The following is a 16,890-nucleotide window of genomic DNA, read 5'->3' as shown; positions in this document are numbered from 1 at the left end:
GGCACGGACAGTGGCCGTGCCGGGGGCGGCGGTGGGTTTCGGGGAGACGGGCGGCGGGGGCTTGAGCCCGTCTCCCCGAGTTCAGGGGGAGGGCCCGGTCAGCCCATCTCCTCCAGCTTCTTGCCCTTCGTCTCCTTCACGAACTTCAGGACGAACGGGATGGAGAGCGCGGCGAAGACCGTGTAGATCACGTAGGTCGCGGAGAGGTTCCAGTCGGCCAGCGACGGGAAGCTCGCGGTGATGGCCCAGTTGGCGATCCACTGCGCGGAGGCGGCCACACCCAGGGCGGCGGCGCGGATCCGGTTCGGGAACATCTCGCCGAGGAAGACCCAGACCACGACACCCCAGGAGAGGGCGAAGAAGAGGACGAACACGTGGGCCGCGATCAGCGCGGTCCAGCCCTGCGCGGAGGGCAGCTTGCCGTCGACGAGGTGGTAGGAGAAGGCCCAGGCCTCCAGCGCGAGACCGACGACCATGCCGACCGAGCCGATGAGGGCCAGCGGCTTACGGCCGATGCGGTCCACGAAGATCATGGCGATCACGGTGCCGATGATGTTCACGATCGACGTCGTGAAGGAGTAGAAGAACGACTCCGTGGGGTCGACGCCGACGGACTGCCACAGCGTCGAGGAGTAGTAGAACGCGACGTTGATGCCGACGAGCTGCTGGAAGGCCGAGAGACCGATGCCGACCCAGACGATCGGCCTGAAGAAGAAGCCGCCACCGCCGAGCAGGTCCTTGAAGGTCGACTTGTGCTCGCTCTTCATCGCGTGCTCGATCTCGGCGACCCGGGCGTCCAGGTCGACCTCGTCGCCCTCGACCTCGCGCAGCACGTCGTGCGCGCGGCTCAGCTTGCCCGCGGAGATCAGGAAGCGCGGGGACTCGGGGATCGCGAAGGAGAGCAGGCCGTAGAGGATGGCCGGGATCACCATGACGCCGAGCATGACCTGCCAGGCCTCGATGCCCATGAGCTTGCCGCGCTGGTCGCCGTCGGCGGCGTTCAGCAGACCCCAGTTGACCAGCTGCGAGATCGCGATGCCGATGACGATGGCGGCCTGCTGGAAGGAGCCGAGCCGGCCGCGGTAGGCGGGCGGGGAGACCTCGGCGATGTAGGCGGGGCCGATGACGGAGGCCATGCCGATGGCGAAGCCGCCGATGACCCGCCAGAAAGCGAGGTCCCACAGCGCGAAGGGCAGCGCCGAACCGACGGCGCTGACGGTGAACAGCACGGCGGAGATCTGCATACAGCGGATACGGCCGATCCGGTCGGCTATCCGGCCGGCGGTCGCCGCGCCGATGGCACAGCCGATCAGGGCGATGGCGATGACCTGCGCCAGGACCGTGGAGCCCACGTCGTAGCGGTCGCGGATCGCCTCCACGGCACCGTTGATCACGGAACTGTCGTAGCCGAAGAGGAAGCCGCCCATCGCGGCCGCCGCCGCGATGAAGATGACGTGCGCGAGATATTCGGGATGAGCCGACCCGGCTCCTGACTGAGGTGCCTGCGCAGTGCTGGTCACGTGTAACTCCTCGGGCCACCGGCAACGTCGCCGGTGTGGGGGGCGACCCTTCCAGTGGCTCACAGCTTTCAGCCGCCCACCACTTGAAGGTAAGAACAACGTTGCAGAGACTATTCCTTCATGTTTCGAAGTCAACAGCCGGGTAGCTGTGAATTTAAGGGCACAAGAGGGTGGGTTTATGTTCAAGAGTTGAAGGATTCAAGAAGTGCAGGTAGAGACCGGTGTAGCCACCACGTACCGCCGTCCGGCTAGCGCAGTCGCTGCGAGATGACCTTCGACACACCGTCGCCCTGCATGGAGACGCCGTACAGCGCGTCGGCGACCTCCATCGTGCGCTTCTGATGGGTGATCACGATCAACTGCGAGGCCTCCTGCAGCTCCTGCATGATCCGGATCAGCCGCTGGAGGTTGGTGTCGTCGAGCGCCGCCTCGACCTCGTCCATCACATAGAACGGGCTGGGCCGTGCCTTGAAGATCGACACCAGCAGCGCTACGGCGGTCAGCGAGCGCTCGCCGCCGGAGAGCAGGGAGAGCCGCTTGACCTTCTTGCCCGGGGGACGGGCCTCGACGTCGACGCCCGTGGTGAGCATGTTGCCGGGATCGGTCAGGATCAGCCGCCCCTCGCCACCCGGGAACAGCCGGCTGAAGACACCCTCGAACTGCAGGGCCGTGTCCCGGTACGCCTCGGTGAAGACCTGCTCGACGCGCTCGTCGACCTCCTTCACCACTTGAAGCAGGTCGGCGCGGGTCTTCTTCAGGTCCTCCAGCTGCTCACTGAGGAACTTGTGCCGCTCCTCCAGCGCCGCGAACTCCTCCAGCGCGAGCGGGTTCACCTTCCCTAGCTGCTGGTACGCCCGTTCGGCCGACCTGAGGCGCTTCTCCTGCTCGGCGCGGTGGAACGTACGGGGCTGGTTGCGCGGGTCCTCCGGGTCGTCCGGGAGCACCTCGCCCTCGGCGGCGAGCGAGGGCGGCACGAGCTGGTGGGGGCCGTACTCGTCGACCAGCCCGGCCGGCTCGACGCCCAGCTCCTCCAGCGCCTTGGTCTCCAGCTGCTCGATCCGCATCCGCTTCTCGGCACCGAGCACCTCACCGCGGTGCACCGAGTCGGTGAGCTTGTCGAGCTCGCCCTTGAGGTCGCGCCCCTGGTTACGGGCGGCGGTCAGCTCCTGCTCGCGGCGCGCCTTGGCGGCATCGGCGGCGGTGCGCTCCTCGTCGGCCCGGCTCAGTGACACCTCGACGTGCGCGAGCAGTTGCCGCGCCCCGAAGGCGACCGCCTCCGCCACACCGGCCTCATGCCGCAGCCGCGCCAACCGCTGCTCCGCACGCGCGCGTGCCTCACGCTCGGCCCTGGCCCCCCGATCCAGCGAATCGGCCCGCCCGGCAAGCCCCTTGACCCGCTCCTCATGCGTACGAACCTGAAGCCGGGCCTCCATCTCGGTCTGCCGGGCATTGGCCCCATCAGCGGCCAACCGATCCCGCACGGAGGTGTCGGGCTCCTCCTCGACCGGCATCTCCTCGGCCACGGCCAGCCGTTCGGCCAGTACTTCAGCCTCTTCTACGGCCTTGTCGAGCGCCTCCTGCGCCCGTGCGGCGGCAGCGGCGGACCGTTCGGCCTCGCCTGCGGCCCCGCGCGCCTGCCCGGCCAGCCGTCCCAACTGCTGTGCCACGGCCGACTTCTCGCGCTCGGCGGCCCGGCGCCGCTCCCCCAACTCCTCGACCAGCGCGGCACATTCCTTGCGCCGCTCTCCTGCGGCCTGCTGCGCTCCGGCCAACTCCTCGCAGCGCACGGCCAGTTCTTCGAGCTCGGCGGCGGCTTCGTCCACGGAGGCCTGGACTTCGAGGAGGCTGGGGGCGCCGGCGGAGCCGCCGTGGGCGAAGTGGGCGCCCAGGAGGTCGCCTTCGGCGGTCACTGCTGTCAACTCGGGGTGCCTGTATACGAGTTCCTCGGCGGCTTCGAGGGTGTCGACGATGATGATGTTGTGCAGGAGACGTCGAACGGCGGGCATGAGTTCCGAGGGGCTGCGGACCAGATCGACTGCAGGACGTCGTCGGTTGTCCGCGGGTTCGTTCTGGCTGAGCGCGCCGTTCCCCGCGCCCCTTTGGGGCACCTCAGTGGCCGGCGACGCATCGTCCGGGCCTCCTGCCAGCAGCAGCGCCGCCCTGCCCCCATCCTGCTTGCGCAGCAAGCGGATCGCGTCCGCCGCCGAGGACGGTGTGGTCACCGCGATCGCGTCCGCCGCCGCGCCGAAGGCTGCCGCCAGGGCGACCTCGTGCCCCGGGGTCACCGTCAGCAGTTCCGCCGCCGGCCCCAGGACTCCGGTGAGCCTGTCCCGTGCGCCGAGCAGTATCCCCGTGCCGTCCTTGCGGCGCAGGCCCAGTGCCAGCGCCTCGTGGCGGGCCTGCGTGGCGGCCCGCCTGCGTTCCACCGCCGTGGCCGCCTCCCGGGCTGCCGTCAGCGCGGCCTCCGCCTCGGCCAGTTGTCGCCTGCCCTCCTCGTGCCGCTCGGAGAGTTCCGCGTCGCCGGCGTCCAGGCCGTCGACCTCGGCCTGGAGGACCTCGTACTCCTCCTGCGCGGTGACCGCTCGTTCCTGGGCCTCGTCGCGGGCGGAGGCGAGGCGGTCGATCTCGGCCTGGGCGGAGGCCGCGCGTGAACGGGCCGCGTTGACCTGGCCGTTGAGCCGGGCGAGGCCCTCGCGGCGGTCGGCGATGGAACGGGCGACGTCCTTCAACCGCCGTTCCTCGGCGGTCAGTTCGCGTTCCAGTTCGGAGCGGTGGGCGACCGTGTCCTCCAGCGCGTGCTCGGCCGCCTCCAGGGCCGCTTCCAACTCGGCCTCCTGCTCGCGGATCCGGGCGGCCTCGCGCTCCATGTCCTCGGGGTCACGCCCCCGCCGTTCCTCCGGCGGCGCCGACGTCGCGCTCTTCACGCGGGCGTCGGCCAGCGAGATCGTGCCGCGCACCCGCTCGGCCAGCTGGGACAGCTCGTACCAGGTCTGCTGGGCACGCTGGAGACGCGGCGTGAGCTGCCGTACCTCGTCCTCCAGGAGGCCTTCGCGCTGGAGCGCCTTGCGCAACTCCAGTTCGGCGGCCTCCTTGCGTCCCTTCAGCGCGGCCTCGTCGGCGATCTCGGTGTTCAGCGCCTGGCGCAGTCGTACGAGATCGTCGGCGAGGAGCCGGAGGCGGGCGTCGCGGAGGTCCGCCTGGATGACGGCGGCGCGGCGGGCGACCGCGGCCTGGCGGCCCAGGGGCTTGAGCTGTCGGCGGAGTTCGTCCGTCAGGTCCTGCACGCGCGCGAGGTTGGCCTGCATCGCGTCCAGTTTCCGCAGCGCCTTCTCCTTGCGCTTGCGGTGTTTGAGGACTCCGGCCGCCTCCTCGATGAAGGCGCGGCGGCCCATGGGGTCGGCGTGGAGCACGGAGTCGAGCTGGCCCTGGCCGACGATGACGTGCATCTCGCGGCCGATGCCGGAGTCGGAGAGGAGTTCCTGGATGTCGAGGAGGCGACACGTGTCGCCGTTGATCTGGTACTCGCTGCCGCCGTTGCGGAACATGATCCGCGTGATGGTGACCTCGGCGTACTCGATGGGCAGCGCCCCGTCGGAGTTGTCGATGGTCAGGGACACCTCGGCGCGGCCCAGCGGGGGGCGGCCGGTGGTGCCGGCGAAGATGACGTCCTCCATCTTGCCGCCGCGCAGCGACTTGGCGCCCTGTTCGCCCATGACCCAGCTGAGCGCGTCCACGACATTGGACTTGCCCGAGCCGTTCGGACCGACGACGCACGTGATCCCCGGCTCGAACCGGAGCGTGGTCGCCGAGGCGAACGACTTGAACCCCCGCAGGGTCAGGGCCTTGAGGTGCACGCCGCTGGACTCTACCTTCCGCCGCTCGCTCTCTCCATGAACGTCCGGTTCCCCGCGGTTTCGCCCTTGAACGTGCAGGGCACACCAAACGTTAAAGAGGGTGGAGGCAGGCGGGGGAAAGAAAGAAGGGACGCCGAAGCGTCCCTTGCAAACTCTGACAACTTAGCGGTTGATGCTGGCCGCCCAACCACTGCTTGTCATGTGGTGCGTCGCAGTGATCAGGTGAGCGCGGGCTCCGCCTGGCGTGCGTCGAGCTCGAGAAGCGAATCGTGAGTTGCGGCAGCCGTCAGCGCGTCGTTCTCTTCCTGGATCCGAACGAGCTCGGATTCCAGGTCTTGGACGCGCTGCTGGAGCCGTCGCATCTCGGATAGGAGTCGCGGGTCGGAGCCGCCGACGTAACCGAGAAGCGCCTTTGCCATGATGGATGGTCCTCCACACTGAGTGACCGACCGAAGCGGTGTGGGTCGTGAGGGAATCGCACCCGCGGTGCTTGACAAACTTGGGTGTTGCTCTGCTGTTCTTCCATGCCAAACAGCTAAGGTGCGCGGGGCTTTCAGAGTCTCACCAAAAAGTTTGACGGTCAACACGATCACGCCCCGTATTGGCGGGCATCCCGGGGGCACGCGACCCTTACCGGGCAGCGCTGCGACTCCTGCGGGGCCTCGCTGGGTGTGGCGATCATCCTTAGGTGCGGAGCCTGCCAGAGCGAGCCGTTCTTGGCAACCACCAGGTCATTTCTGCTGTGGGCAGCTGCCGGTGGCATGTCCCTCCGCTTCCGCCAGGGCTGCTTTACACCGTTTCGCAGATTGTGCTCAGCGGATCGCGAAGCCGTCGTAGCCGCCGCGAGGTGTGTCCCAGATCTCGGTCACACCATCAACGCGCCCGGGCGTGTCGTGCCCCTGGAGCCAGTCGAGGAGTCCTTCGCAGCCCCCACGCGATCCCTCCGCGACCACTTGGACGCGTCCGTCGCCCAAATTGAGAGCAAAACCACTCAGGCCGCCGATCTCCAGAGCCTTGGCACGGGTAAACCACCGAAAACCCACACCTTGCACACGCCCTCGCACCCAGGCGACCATCCGCACATCCTCGCTCATGGCTGCAACCTAACCGGCCAATGTCTCTCTGGGCACTTGCTCCCCTCCCGCCATGCGGTACCGTCCGCCCCAATGAATCTCATATGAAACTCACTCGATCGAGTGAGCTGGGTCACCGCACGGACGAGTTGACCGCAAGGACGAAAGGCAAGGACATGGGACGCCACCGACGCTCCGCCGCCGGCCGCGCCGCCACGAGCCGCGCCACGGGGGTCACAGAGACGCACGGCTCATACACGAGCGGCTACGACCCGCATGACTCGTACGACTGGAACGACCGGTCCGACCGGAACGACCACTCCGACTGGAACCCGGCCGACGGCTCGACGATCGGCATGGCGCCCTATCTCCACCCGGAGGGCCCCGCCGAGTTCCACCCGAACCACCAGACCCACGCGAACCGCCAGGCCCCCACGGACCACGGGGTCCACGAGGGCCGCGCGAACCACGAGGTCCCGCCGAAGAGCGAAGCCCGCCTGAAGGCGGAGACCCGCCTCAAGGCCGACTCCCGCCGGAAGAGCGAGGCCTATCTCTTCGCCACCGAGGAGGACTACGCCGTGGTCTTCCCCGAGGCGACGGGCGCCACCTCGTCCCGGGGCGACGGCTCACGCCCGGGCCGCGGACGCCGTCGTAAGCGCAAGAGCGTGACGGTCAAGTCGGGCCTGCTCGGTGTCTCCGCCGCGGTCGCCATCGGCACGGTCGCGGTCGCCGCGGGCGCGATGCCGGGGCTGGACAACTACAAGCTCGGCGGTGGCGGCGGCTCGGACAAGGTGCAGGCCGCCGGCTCGCCGTCCAACACGGCGACCGAGCAGGGCGGTACCTCCGGCAGCGCCGAGTCCCGCGACGACGGCTCGTCCACGAGCCGCGACGCGAACCGCGCGGCCTCCCCGTCGGCGGCTCCGACCAAGTCCGCCACCGCGCCCGCCACCAAGGCCCCGCCGAAGAAGCCGGTGGCCACCCCGACCGAGAAGCCGACCACGACTCCCTCGGCGAAGAAGCCCACCCCGACGCCCACGCAGTCCGCCGCCGCGCCGGTGACGGTCTCCGCAGAGGCCGCCGCCGAGGCCGAGGTACTCAAGCTCGTCAACGAGCAGCGGACGATCGTCGGCTGCAGCCCGGTGGCCGCCAACAGCTCGCTGACCGAACTGGCCGAGAGCTTCAGCACGCAGATGGCCACCGAGGACTTCTTCGACCACACCGACCCCGACGGGGCCACCCCGTGGGACCGGGCGGAGAAGCTCGGCATCACCAACCTCGGCGGCGAGAACATCGCCCGCGGCCAGGCCGACGCGGCCGCGGTCATGGACGCCTGGATGAACAGCCCCGGCCACAAGGCCAACATCCTGAACTGCGACTTCAAGACCCTGGGCGTCGGTGTGCACCTCGGCACCGGCGGCCCCTGGTGGACGCAGGACTTCGGGTACTAGGCCAAAGCCCACAGAAGCCGAAGCCGACAGAAGCCGATACTGACAGGGAGCACTAACCATTGGTTAGTGCTCCCTGTCGGTTAGCGCTGCGTTCGCGTACGCTGGCGACATGGACACGACCCAGGAGCGTACGGAGGAGCAGAACTTCCCGTACAGCGTCTTCGCGAAGGCCTGCCCCTCCCGAGGCACCCTGGAGCACATCACGGGCCGCTGGGGCGGGCTCACCCTGTGCGCGCTGCACGAGGGCTCGCTGCGCTTCAACGAACTTCGGCGCCGCGTCGACGGCGTGAGCGAGAAAATGCTCTCGCAGACCCTGCACGCCCTGGAGCGCGACGGCCTGGTCCACCGCGAGGCCCAGCCGACCAACCCGCCCCGCGTGGACTACGAGTTGACCCCGCTCGGACACGGGGTCGCCGAACGTCTCAAGGGGCTCGTCGACTTCGTGGAGTCCCGCATGGACGACGTCCTCGCGGCCCGCACGCGCTACGACGAGACGCGCGGCGGCCTCTAGACCCGCGGCGCCCGCTGACACTTCGGGCAGAAGTAGCTCGACCGGTTCATCCACGCCCGCCGGCTCATCGGCGTACCGCAGCGCCGGCACGGCAGACCCTCGCGGCCGTACGCGTCGAGCGAGCGGTCGAAGTAGCCCGACTCCCCGTTCACGTTGACGTACAGGCTGTCGAAACTGGTGCCGCCCACGGCGAGGGCCGCGTTCATCACATCCCGTACGTGGCCCAGGAGTTCGGCGGTGCGCGGGCGCGTGAAGCTCGCGGTCGGGCGTTCGTAGTGGACGCGGGCCCGCCAAAGGGCCTCGTCCGCATAGATGTTGCCGACTCCGCTGATCAACGACTGGTCGAGCAGGGCCCGTTTGACGGTCGTGCGCTTGCGGCGCAGGGACTGGTGGAACAACTCGTGGTCGAACAACGGGTCCAGGGGGTCACGCGCGATGTGCGCGATGACGTCCGGCAGCCCGTCCGGGGTGGTGTCGTGCAACGACAGCCCGCCGAAGGTGCGTTGGTCGACGAAGCGGAGTTCCGTACCTAGGCCGTCGGCGAACCGGACCCGGATGCGCAGATGCTTCTCGTCGGGCAACTCGTGCGGCTGGACCAGGAGTTGACCGCTCATCCCGAGGTGCGCGAGCACCGCCTGATGGGTGTCCTCCAGCGGCAGCCACAGGTACTTGCCGCGACGGCTCGGGGTGCCGATCCGATGCCCCTTGAGCCGGTGCGCGAAGTCGTCGGCACCGGCGACATGACGCCGTACCGCACGCGGATGCAGTACCTCGGCGTCGGCGACGGTGCGCTGGGCGACCCACCGCTCCAGACCGCGCCGTACGACTTCGACCTCGGGCAACTCGGGCATGGCATCCCCTGTGGACACGGGTGAATGAACCGAGCGCCCGCCCCTCGGTGGGGACGGGCGCTCGGGTCGCGCTGGTTCGGTCAGGCGGACGCCGACGACGTGTCGGCGCTTCCCTCGGCAGGCTGCTCAGCGGCCTCGGCGATCTCGACGGTCTGTTCGGCCGCCTTCTTCGCCTTCTCGGCTCGCTCGTCCGCGTCGGCCCGGATGGACCGCCAGGCGGACTCGGCGGCCTGCTGCTCCGCCTCCTTCTTGCTGCGGCCGGTGCCGGTGCCGTACGAGACGCCTCCGACGCGGGCGGCAGCAGTGAAGGTCTTCTCGTGATCGGGGCCGGTCTCCGTGACCAGGTACTCGGGGACACCGAGCCCCTCGGTCGCGGTGAGCTCCTGGAGACTGGTCTTCCAGTCCAGGCCGGCACCGAGGTTCGAGGACTTCTCGATGAGCGGGTCGAACAGGCGATGTACCAGTTCGGAGGCCGCGTCGAGGCCCTGGTCGAGATAGACCGCGCCGATCACCGCTTCCAGGGTGTCGGCGAGGATGGACGCCTTGTCCCGGCCTCCCGTGCCCTCTTCGCCCCGGCCCAGCCGGATGAAGGAGCCGAGTTCCAGACCGCGACTGACCTCCGCCAACGCACGAGAATTGACCACCGCGGCCCGCAGCTTGGCCAGTTGGCCTTCGGGCAGGTCGGGGTGGGTCGTGTACAGCGTGTCCGTGACGACGAGGCCGAGCACGGAGTCCCCGAGGAACTCCAGCCGCTCGTTCGTCGGCAGACCGCCGTTCTCGTACGCGTACGAACGGTGGGTCAGCGCACGCACCAGAAGGGCGGACTCGAGGTGATACCCGAGCCGCCCTTCCAACAGCGTGGGGGACGAGGCCGTGTCCGCCTGGTTCTTGGCGACTGAGTCCGCCTTGACGTCAGACATGGAGCCTCTCACCAGCCGCTCAGACCTCGAGGACCTGGCGCTTGTTGTACGTGCCGCAAGAAGGGCACGCGATGTGCTGCTGCTTGGGCTCGTGGCAGCGCTCGCACGCAACCAGAGGGGTGACCGCAGCCTTCCACTGCGACCGGCGGTGGCGCGTGTTGCTGCGCGACATCTTCCGCTTCGGAACAGCCACGGCTACTTCTCCTGCTTCTCGTTGGCGCGCGCCGGTCGGGGCGCTGCGCCACTGATCTCGTCCTTCTCGCCGTCTTCGAGTGAACCGGCGAGTCCCTGCAGTGCCGCCCAACGGATGTCGACGGCGTCATGGTGGTGGTCCGGGTCGTCCGTGAGCCGTACTCCGCATTCGGAGCACAGGCCCAGACAGTCGTCCTGGCACACCGGCTGCATCGGCAGTGCGAGCACCACCGCATCGCGCAGCACGGGTTCGAGGTCGAACAGGCCGTCCTCGATGAAGAGCCTGTCCTCGTCTTCCGCGGCGTCGTCGACCGGTTCCGCTTTCACACGGCCACGGTCGTCGGCGTCAGGGTACGAGAACATCTCCTGGAATTCCGCTTCGAGTGACAGCTCGAGCGGCTCCAGACACCTTACGCACTCCCCCTTGGCCAGTGCACGGGCGGTGCCTGTGACAAGCACCCCTTCCATGACCGACTCAAGGCGGAGGTCGAGCTCCATCGGGGCGCCTTCCGGCACTCCGATGACTCCCTGGATCCCGAGATCCTTGGGAGCGTCGATCGAACGGTTCAGGCGCTGCAGCGCACCAGGACGCCGACCCAGCTCGTGAGTGTCGAACACGAGAGGGTTGCGGTGGTCGAGGCGGGCGTTCAGAGCCATCCCTGTCTTTCGGTCTGCTGAGCTCAAGGGGACGCTGCCCTTCGGTGCTTCCGGGCAGCGGTGATCGCGGACGTACACGCGACCGAAGAGCCAGGATACTGGACCTTTCGCTCTCGGCCCAATCCGGTGTGCGCTCTCGGCCACCGGCCCGGATTACTGCAGTCCGCGGCCCTGCTCGTACGCCCGCAGCTGCTCCGCGCTGATCATGCCGGTGTCGAAGAGGCTGGTCTCGTCGAGCGCGTAGCCCTGCTGCTGGGACTGCTGGCCCTGCTGCGCCTGCTGGTCGAGCTGGGCCTGCTGCATCTGGTTCGGGTCGTACACGGGCTGCTGGCCGGTGTCGTAGCCCTGGTAGGCGTAGGGGTCGACCTGCTGGTACCCGTAGGGGTCCTGCTGCTGGACGTAACCCTGCTGCTGGTAGCCGTACGGGTCCTGCTGCTGGGCGGTCTGCTGGTAGTCGTAGGCCGCCTGCGGGGCGTAGTCCTGCTGCTCGGGCTGGAGCGGGGTGGCCGAGACGGGGGTGTCCGTGACGGTCGCGAGGTCGGCGAGGTAGTCGGCGTCGCTGGTGTGCTGGACCTGGTTGCCGTCGTCGTCGAGGGAGAGGGCGCCGAGATCGTCGCTGGCGATCCGGCCGTGCAGCTTCTGCCGGCCCTTCCCTACGGCTTCCAGGGTCTTGGCGAGAACGGCCTCGAAGGCGCCGAGCTTGACGTCCACGTACGCGTCGGCGTCGCGGCGCAGGATCTCCGGGTCGTGGCTGCGCTCGGGGGCGTCCTCGTCCTCGTAGCCCTGGTCGTCGATGCCGGGCCCGGTGCCGAGCAGCTTCTCGCGGCCCCGGCCGACCGAGCCGAGGGTCTTGGTGAGGACGACCTCGAAGTTGGCGAGCTTGGAGTCGACGTAGTCGTCGGCCTCCGCGCGGACCTCCTCGGCCTCCTGGCGGGCCTCGGCGAGGATGCGGTCCGCCTCGTTCTGCGAGCGGCGGGCGACCTCGGTGTCGGAGATCAGCGAGCCGCGCTCGGCGTGCGCGGTCTGGATGATCCGCTCGGCCTCCTGGCGGGCCTGCTCGACCATCTCGTGCCGGCCGCCGATCAGCTCCTGCGCCTCGGCCAGCGAGTCCGGCAGCGCCGCGCGCACCTCTTCGAGCAGCGTGAGCAGCTCGGCGCGGTTGACCACGCACGAGGCCGACATGGGCATGGACCGGGCGCTGGAGACCGAGGAGACGATCTCGTCGAGCTTCTTCTGCACGTCCACCGTGTGCTCGCCACTCTCTACCGACGTGTTGGAGACGGACGGGTCGACTGTACGACCCCTCCCGCCCCGCCCGACACCGGGTGACGCACTGTCAGTCCCTCAGCTCTGGCCGAGCCGCTCGTGGAGCGCTTCCAGGACGATGGCCGGCACCAGGTGGGAGATGTCGCCGCCCCACTGCGCGACCTCCTTGACCAGCGAGGACGACAGGAAGCTGTAGGTGGGGCTGGTCGGGATGAACAGGGTTTCGACGCCCGACAGCCCGTTGTTCATCTGGGCCATCTGCAGTTCGTAGTCGAAGTCGCTGACCGCGCGCAGGCCCTTGACGATGGCCGGGATGTCGCGCTGCTTGCAGAAGTCGACGAGCAGGCCGTGGTACGCCTCGACCTGGACGTTGCCGAACTCGGCGGTGACCTCGCCGATCAGCTCGATCCGCTCGTCGACGGTGAACATGCCCTTCTTCGACTGGTTGATCATCACTACGACGTGCACGACGTCGTACAGCCTGGAGGCACGGGCGATGATGTCGAGGTGTCCATTGGTGATGGGGTCGAACGACCCCGGACAAACGGCGCGGCGCAACTGAGTTCCCTCGCTCTCCGGTCCGGTCATCGTGCGTCTTCGCACGTAGAGGCGGCGCGACCGTACCAAAAGGTCCCCTCGCCGTAGCGCCGGGCCCGGATCGCGTCGAAGCCGTCCGGCCACCCGAATTCGCCGCCTCTGGTGCTGCGCTCCACGGTGACGAGCGCGTCGTCCGCGAGCCACCCTTCTGTCCGGAGTGTGAGCAGAATCTCGCGAAGATCGTCGTCCGTGACGGCGTACGGCGGGTCCAGAAACACGATGTCGTACGGCTCCGCCGGCGCCGGTGTCCTGACGATCTGTTCCGCTTTGCCCGCCCTGACCTCCGCGCCGGGGAGACCGATGTTCTTGACGTTCTCCCTGATGACGCGGGCGGCCTTCGGGTCGGCCTCGACGAGGAGGGTGTGGCTCGCGCCGCGGGAGAGGGCTTCGAGGCCGATGGCGCCTGAGCCTGCGTAGAGGTCGAGGACTCGTTCGCCGTTCAGGGGGGCGCCGAGGAGGGACTGCCAGGTGGAGAAGAGGCCCTCGCGTGCGCGGTCGGAGGTGGGGCGGGTGCCGGTCCCTGCCGGGACGGCGAGTCGACGTCCGCCGGCTTCGCCGGCGATCACGCGGGTCATCTGGGGTCCTTGGTGGTGAGCGGCTTCAGGTTTCATTGTGGCTGGTCGCGCAGTTCCCCGCGCCCCTGGGGTGTCACCGCTAGCCCTTTTCCAAGTACTGCTCTCTCTCCTCATCCAGTAGGGCGTCCAGGGCTGTGCGAAGGCCCGGCAGACGCTCCAGTTCAGGATCGGACTCCACCACCTTCGTCGCCTCCTCCCTCGCCTCCGCGATGACCTCCTCGTCCTCGATGACCGACAGCACCCGCAGGGAGGTGCGGGCGCCCGACTGGGCCTGGCCCAGTACGTCGCCCTCTCTGCGCTGTTCGAGGTCGATGCGGGAGAGTTCGAAGCCGTCGAGGGTGGAGGCGACGGCGTTGAGGCGTTGGCGGGCCGGGCTGGCCTCGGGCATCTCGGAGACCAGGAGGCAGAGGCCGGCAGCCGAGCCGCGGCCTACCCGGCCGCGGAGCTGGTGGAGCTGGGAGACGCCGAAGCGGTCCGCGTCCATGATCACCATCGCTGTGGCGTTGGGCACGTTGACACCGACCTCGATGACCGTCGTGGCGACCAGGACGTCCGTGTCCCCGGCGGCGAAGCGGCGCATCACGGCGTCCTTGTCGTCGGGGTGCATACGGCCGTGCAGCACCTCGATCCTCAGCCCGTGGAGGGGGCCCTCGGCGAGCTGCGCGGCGATGTCCAGGACGGCCAGCGGTGGGCGCTTCTCCGCCTCGTCCTCGGCGGACTTCTTCTTGCCGGCCTTCTTGGGGTCGTCGTCCTCGTCGCCGATGCGTGGGCAGACGACGTACGCCTGATGGCCGTTGCCCACCTCCTCGCGGACCCGCTCCCAGGCGCGGGCCAGGAAGTGGGGTTTGTCGGCGGCGGGGACGACATGGCTGGCGATGGGCGAGCGGCCTGCCGGGAGTTGGTCCAGGACCGAGGTCTCCAGGTCACCGAAGACCGTCATGGCGACCGTGCGCGGGATGGGGGTGGCGGTCATGACGAGGAGGTGCGGGGGTTGCTTGCCCTTGCTCCGCAGGGCGTCGCGCTGTTCGACGCCGAAGCGGTGCTGTTCGTCGACCACGACCAGGCCCAGGTCGTGGAACTGGACCTTGTCCTCGATCAACGCGTGCGTGCCGATCACGATCCCGGCCTCGCCGGTGACGAGGTCGAGGAGGGCCTGGCGCCGGCCGGCCGTCCCCATGGAGCCGGTGAGCAGCGTGACCTTGGTGGCCCGCTCGGCCCCGCCCAGCATCCCGCCCTCGGCCAACTCCCCCATCATCTCGGTGATCGACCGGTGATGCTGCTGCGCGAGCACTTCGGTGGGCGCGAGCATCGCGGCCTGACCGCCCGCGTCGACGACGGCGAGCATGGCGCGGAGGGCGACCATGGTGTTGTGGGTCACTGTGAAGTTGTCGGTGACGTAGGCGTGGCTGGGGTGCGCGACGCTGATGCACTGGACAGGCTTACGTCCGACGTACTCAACTGCTCGGATTCCGCGGCGGAACGTGTTGTATTTCGGCCTGGTCCTTACGCGTCCAGCCTTGCGGGCCAGCCTGAACGGAGCGTATTCATCAGGCAGGGACACGTACACGTTGAAGGCCGCCTTCTTCGGCAGGACGCGCGCTCGTCCGCCGAGTGAACGCACCAGCCACGCAGCGTCGTTCGCCAGTCTGAGCGAGGCGGAACAGAGCGAGATGCTGAAGCCGTTCGCGTCGACGGTGCCATCCGTATCCATCAGTCCTTGCAGCAGAGCAAGGCGATTCTTGATCGATGTGTTCTTGAACTCGTCAGGAACGAACTTGCCGTGCGACGTAACACCCCAAAGATTCAGACCACGCAGGGTCTGGATCACGGGGTTGCGGACGCCTCCGGCCCGTTGGACAAGCTGAATGGTGAAGTCACAACGGGAACCCTTCACCGGGACCACTTGGCACTCAGGGGCCACAGCTGTCGCCACGGCATCACGAATCTCGTCGTCGATCGTGGAAAACCGCAGGTTGTGCCGGAATGAGCCATCTCCCAGAAGAAGCCCGAAGAGGTAGGGATCGAGAGGCAGTCCACAGTCGTCTCCGAGATCGACCGGGGCAGCCGCCGGGAGATACCACTTCGAAGATCCGTTGGCCTTGAACGTGTCCAGCCGGATCTCCCTGGTCGTCATGACTTTGGGAGCCTGTCCCCGGTGCCACCCGCAGCTCGTGCCGACGATCCAAAGATGTTCGTCGTCGCACTCCACATGGCTTCCGTCAGAAAGGACCAAGCGCCAAACCTCACGCTCTCCCTGAGGGAAGACCCCGTCGATCAGCGCGATCTCGCCATCCGGCACAACAACCTCGTCCCCCACCTTCAGATCACCCATAGGGCAGAACCCGGCGGGTGTGAGTACGAGCGAGTCGAGCGGCTGGGCCTTGCCCGATCCGACCTCCCCCTGCAGCAGTCGGTGCATCGGATGTTCCGTCGCCAGGTCGTCGAAGATCTCCTTGGAGACCTTCACCTGGCCGTCCGTGAGGGTGAACGGGAGCCTGTCGTCGAAGGCGGAGAGGAGGCCGTCGGGGGACGGTTTGCGGGCTACCGCCGGGAGTTGGGCGTCCGCGTGGCGGCGGCGCGCCAGGGCGACTTGGAGGACGAAGGCCTCGTCCCACTTGAGGCGGTCGCGGGCTGCGGCGATGTCCGCCTTGGTGTGGGGGCGGTGGATCTTGAGGAGGGCTTCCGGGAGGGCGATCAGGCCGCGGCCCTCGCGGAGGGAGTCCGGGAGGGGGTCGACGGCCTCCTGGGCACTGGGCAGCGCCGTCTGGAGGGCCTTGCCGATCTTCCAGGACTCCAGTTTGGCGGTGGCGGGGTAGATGGGGATCAGGGTGCCCGCCCAGGTCTCCACGGTCTCCTCGGCGTCGCCCTTCAGCAACTCGTATGCCGGATGAGCGAGTTGGAGCCGGCGGTTGAAGACGGAGACCTTGCCGGCGAACATCGCGCGTGTGCCCGGCAGCAGTTCCTTGTGGGGTTTGTGAACTCCCGAGCCGAAGAAGACGAGTTGGAGTCGGCCGCTGCCGTCCGTGATCGTGACTTCGAGACGCTGGCCCTTGCCCCGGGGGGCCTTGCTGGACGCGAAGGTGTGCAGGCGGGCGTCGGCGACCTGGGCGACCACGGTGACGTGCTCGTCCATCGGCAGGTCGGCGAGGTGCGTGAGCTGGCCCCGCTCCTCGTACCGGCGCGGGTAGTGGTGCAGGAGGTCGCCCACTGTGTGCAGGCCGAGATGCTCGGCCATCACCTTCGCGGTGGCGGGGCCGAGCACCTTTTTCAGTGGTTCTTCCAGTGCGGGCACGAGATCCATTGCACACCACGCCACTGACAATGCCGTATACGTCTTGCGAAACCCCTGGTCAGGCGGGTCGTTCGGGCTCTAGGATGACGCGCTCCGGCCATCCCCCCGCGGTCACCGCCTCACAGGGACCGCCC

General features: G+C 68.5%; 14 protein-coding genes. 2 read left to right on the top strand and 12 right to left on the bottom strand.

Annotation, left to right across the window (positions count from 1 at the left end):
- Positions 1 to 98: 98 nt before the first annotated feature.
- From ACFWP5_RS31690 to ACFWP5_RS31675, 4 genes are all read right to left on the bottom strand, one after another.
- Entirely contained in the window at positions 99 to 1,520 is a 1,422-nt protein-coding gene (locus ACFWP5_RS31690; protein WP_384164154.1) for a sugar porter family MFS transporter, read from the bottom strand.
- A 248-nt stretch (positions 1,521 to 1,768) separates the two neighbouring features.
- Positions 1,769 to 5,374 carry a chromosome segregation protein SMC gene (smc, locus tag ACFWP5_RS31685; RefSeq protein ID WP_384164151.1) on the bottom strand — a complete coding sequence of 1,202 codons (3,606 nt, stop codon included), beginning with the start codon at positions 5,372 to 5,374 and terminating at the stop codon, positions 1,769 to 1,771.
- A gap of 218 nt (positions 5,375 to 5,592) precedes the next feature.
- Positions 5,593 to 5,793 (bottom strand): hypothetical protein, encoded by a 201-nt coding sequence (locus ACFWP5_RS31680; RefSeq protein WP_365306919.1) that lies wholly within the window; start codon positions 5,791 to 5,793, stop codon positions 5,593 to 5,595.
- A gap of 393 nt (positions 5,794 to 6,186) precedes the next feature.
- The gene (locus ACFWP5_RS31675) at positions 6,187 to 6,468 is read right to left on the bottom strand and encodes an acylphosphatase (RefSeq protein ID WP_384164146.1); all 282 of its coding nucleotides are present in this window, start codon (positions 6,466 to 6,468) and stop codon (positions 6,187 to 6,189) included.
- A gap of 155 nt (positions 6,469 to 6,623) precedes the next feature.
- On the opposite strand from ACFWP5_RS31675, the gene ACFWP5_RS31670 reads away from it, so the two are divergent.
- Entirely contained in the window at positions 6,624 to 7,895 is a 1,272-nt protein-coding gene (locus tag ACFWP5_RS31670) for a CAP domain-containing protein (protein WP_384164143.1), read from the top strand.
- A 109-nt stretch (positions 7,896 to 8,004) separates the two neighbouring features.
- Positions 8,005 to 8,406, top strand: coding sequence for a winged helix-turn-helix transcriptional regulator (locus ACFWP5_RS31665; protein ID WP_384164139.1), 402 nt, complete (start codon positions 8,005 to 8,007; stop codon positions 8,404 to 8,406).
- On the opposite strand, the gene mutM is transcribed toward ACFWP5_RS31665, so the two are convergent.
- From mutM to ACFWP5_RS31625, 8 genes are all read right to left on the bottom strand, one after another.
- Positions 8,403 to 9,257 carry a bifunctional DNA-formamidopyrimidine glycosylase/DNA-(apurinic or apyrimidinic site) lyase gene (gene mutM, locus ACFWP5_RS31660; protein WP_384164136.1) on the bottom strand — a complete coding sequence of 285 codons (855 nt, stop codon included), beginning with the start codon at positions 9,255 to 9,257 and terminating at the stop codon, positions 8,403 to 8,405. The two genes, ACFWP5_RS31665 and mutM, sit on opposite strands and share 4 nt — an antisense overlap.
- A gap of 80 nt (positions 9,258 to 9,337) precedes the next feature.
- Positions 9,338 to 10,177: a ribonuclease III gene (gene rnc / locus ACFWP5_RS31655; protein WP_384164133.1), complete on the bottom strand. Its 840-nt coding sequence runs from the start codon at positions 10,175 to 10,177 to the stop codon at positions 9,338 to 9,340.
- A gap of 19 nt (positions 10,178 to 10,196) precedes the next feature.
- Positions 10,197 to 10,370 (bottom strand): 50S ribosomal protein L32, encoded by a 174-nt coding sequence (gene rpmF / locus ACFWP5_RS31650; RefSeq protein ID WP_015657589.1) that lies wholly within the window; start codon positions 10,368 to 10,370, stop codon positions 10,197 to 10,199.
- A gap of 2 nt (positions 10,371 to 10,372) precedes the next feature.
- Entirely contained in the window at positions 10,373 to 11,026 is a 654-nt protein-coding gene (locus ACFWP5_RS31645) for a YceD family protein (RefSeq protein ID WP_384164162.1), read from the bottom strand.
- A gap of 153 nt (positions 11,027 to 11,179) precedes the next feature.
- A complete protein-coding gene (locus tag ACFWP5_RS31640; protein WP_384164130.1) occupies positions 11,180 to 12,271 on the bottom strand; it encodes an ATP synthase F0 subunit B in 1,092 nt (363 codons plus the stop codon).
- Positions 12,272 to 12,370: 99 nt separating this feature from the next.
- Entirely contained in the window at positions 12,371 to 12,850 is a 480-nt protein-coding gene (gene coaD, locus ACFWP5_RS31635; RefSeq protein ID WP_384164159.1) for a pantetheine-phosphate adenylyltransferase, read from the bottom strand.
- Between the two features lie 26 nt (positions 12,851 to 12,876).
- A complete protein-coding gene (gene rsmD / locus ACFWP5_RS31630) occupies positions 12,877 to 13,500 on the bottom strand; it encodes a 16S rRNA (guanine(966)-N(2))-methyltransferase RsmD (RefSeq protein WP_384164127.1) in 624 nt (207 codons plus the stop codon).
- Between the two features lie 43 nt (positions 13,501 to 13,543).
- On the bottom strand, positions 13,544 to 16,765 hold the full coding sequence (locus ACFWP5_RS31625) for a helicase-related protein (protein ID WP_384164124.1): 3,222 nt from the start codon (positions 16,763 to 16,765) through the stop codon (positions 13,544 to 13,546).
- Positions 16,766 to 16,890: the final 125 nt, after the last annotated feature.

It is taken from the genome of Streptomyces sp. NPDC058469, assembly GCF_042721125.1.
Classification (GTDB): Bacteria; Actinomycetota; Actinomycetes; order Streptomycetales; family Streptomycetaceae; genus Streptomyces.
Note: the sequence above shows the minus strand (reverse complement) of the source record. Positions and strands in the feature narration are given on the sequence as shown.

What these genes read in the sequence shown, in the direction of transcription:
- ACFWP5_RS31680 (WP_365306919.1), bottom strand. Translation starts at nt 5,793, where the DNA reads ATGGCAAAGGCGCTTCTCGGTTACGTCGGCGGCTCCGACCCGCGACTC.
- ACFWP5_RS31675 (WP_384164146.1), bottom strand. Translation starts at nt 6,468, where the DNA reads ATGAGCGAGGATGTGCGGATGGTCGCCTGGGTGCGAGGGCGTGTGCAA.
- ACFWP5_RS31670 (WP_384164143.1), top strand. Translation starts at nt 6,624, where the DNA reads ATGGGACGCCACCGACGCTCCGCCGCCGGCCGCGCCGCCACGAGCCGC.
- ACFWP5_RS31665 (WP_384164139.1), top strand. Translation starts at nt 8,005, where the DNA reads ATGGACACGACCCAGGAGCGTACGGAGGAGCAGAACTTCCCGTACAGC.
- mutM (WP_384164136.1), bottom strand. Translation starts at nt 9,257, where the DNA reads ATGCCCGAGTTGCCCGAGGTCGAAGTCGTACGGCGCGGTCTGGAGCGG.
- rnc (WP_384164133.1), bottom strand. Translation starts at nt 10,177, where the DNA reads ATGTCTGACGTCAAGGCGGACTCAGTCGCCAAGAACCAGGCGGACACG.
- ACFWP5_RS31645 (WP_384164162.1), bottom strand. Translation starts at nt 11,026, where the DNA reads ATGGCTCTGAACGCCCGCCTCGACCACCGCAACCCTCTCGTGTTCGAC.
- rsmD (WP_384164127.1), bottom strand. Translation starts at nt 13,500, where the DNA reads ATGAAACCTGAAGCCGCTCACCACCAAGGACCCCAGATGACCCGCGTG.
- ACFWP5_RS31625 (WP_384164124.1), bottom strand. Translation starts at nt 16,765, where the DNA reads ATGGATCTCGTGCCCGCACTGGAAGAACCACTGAAAAAGGTGCTCGGC.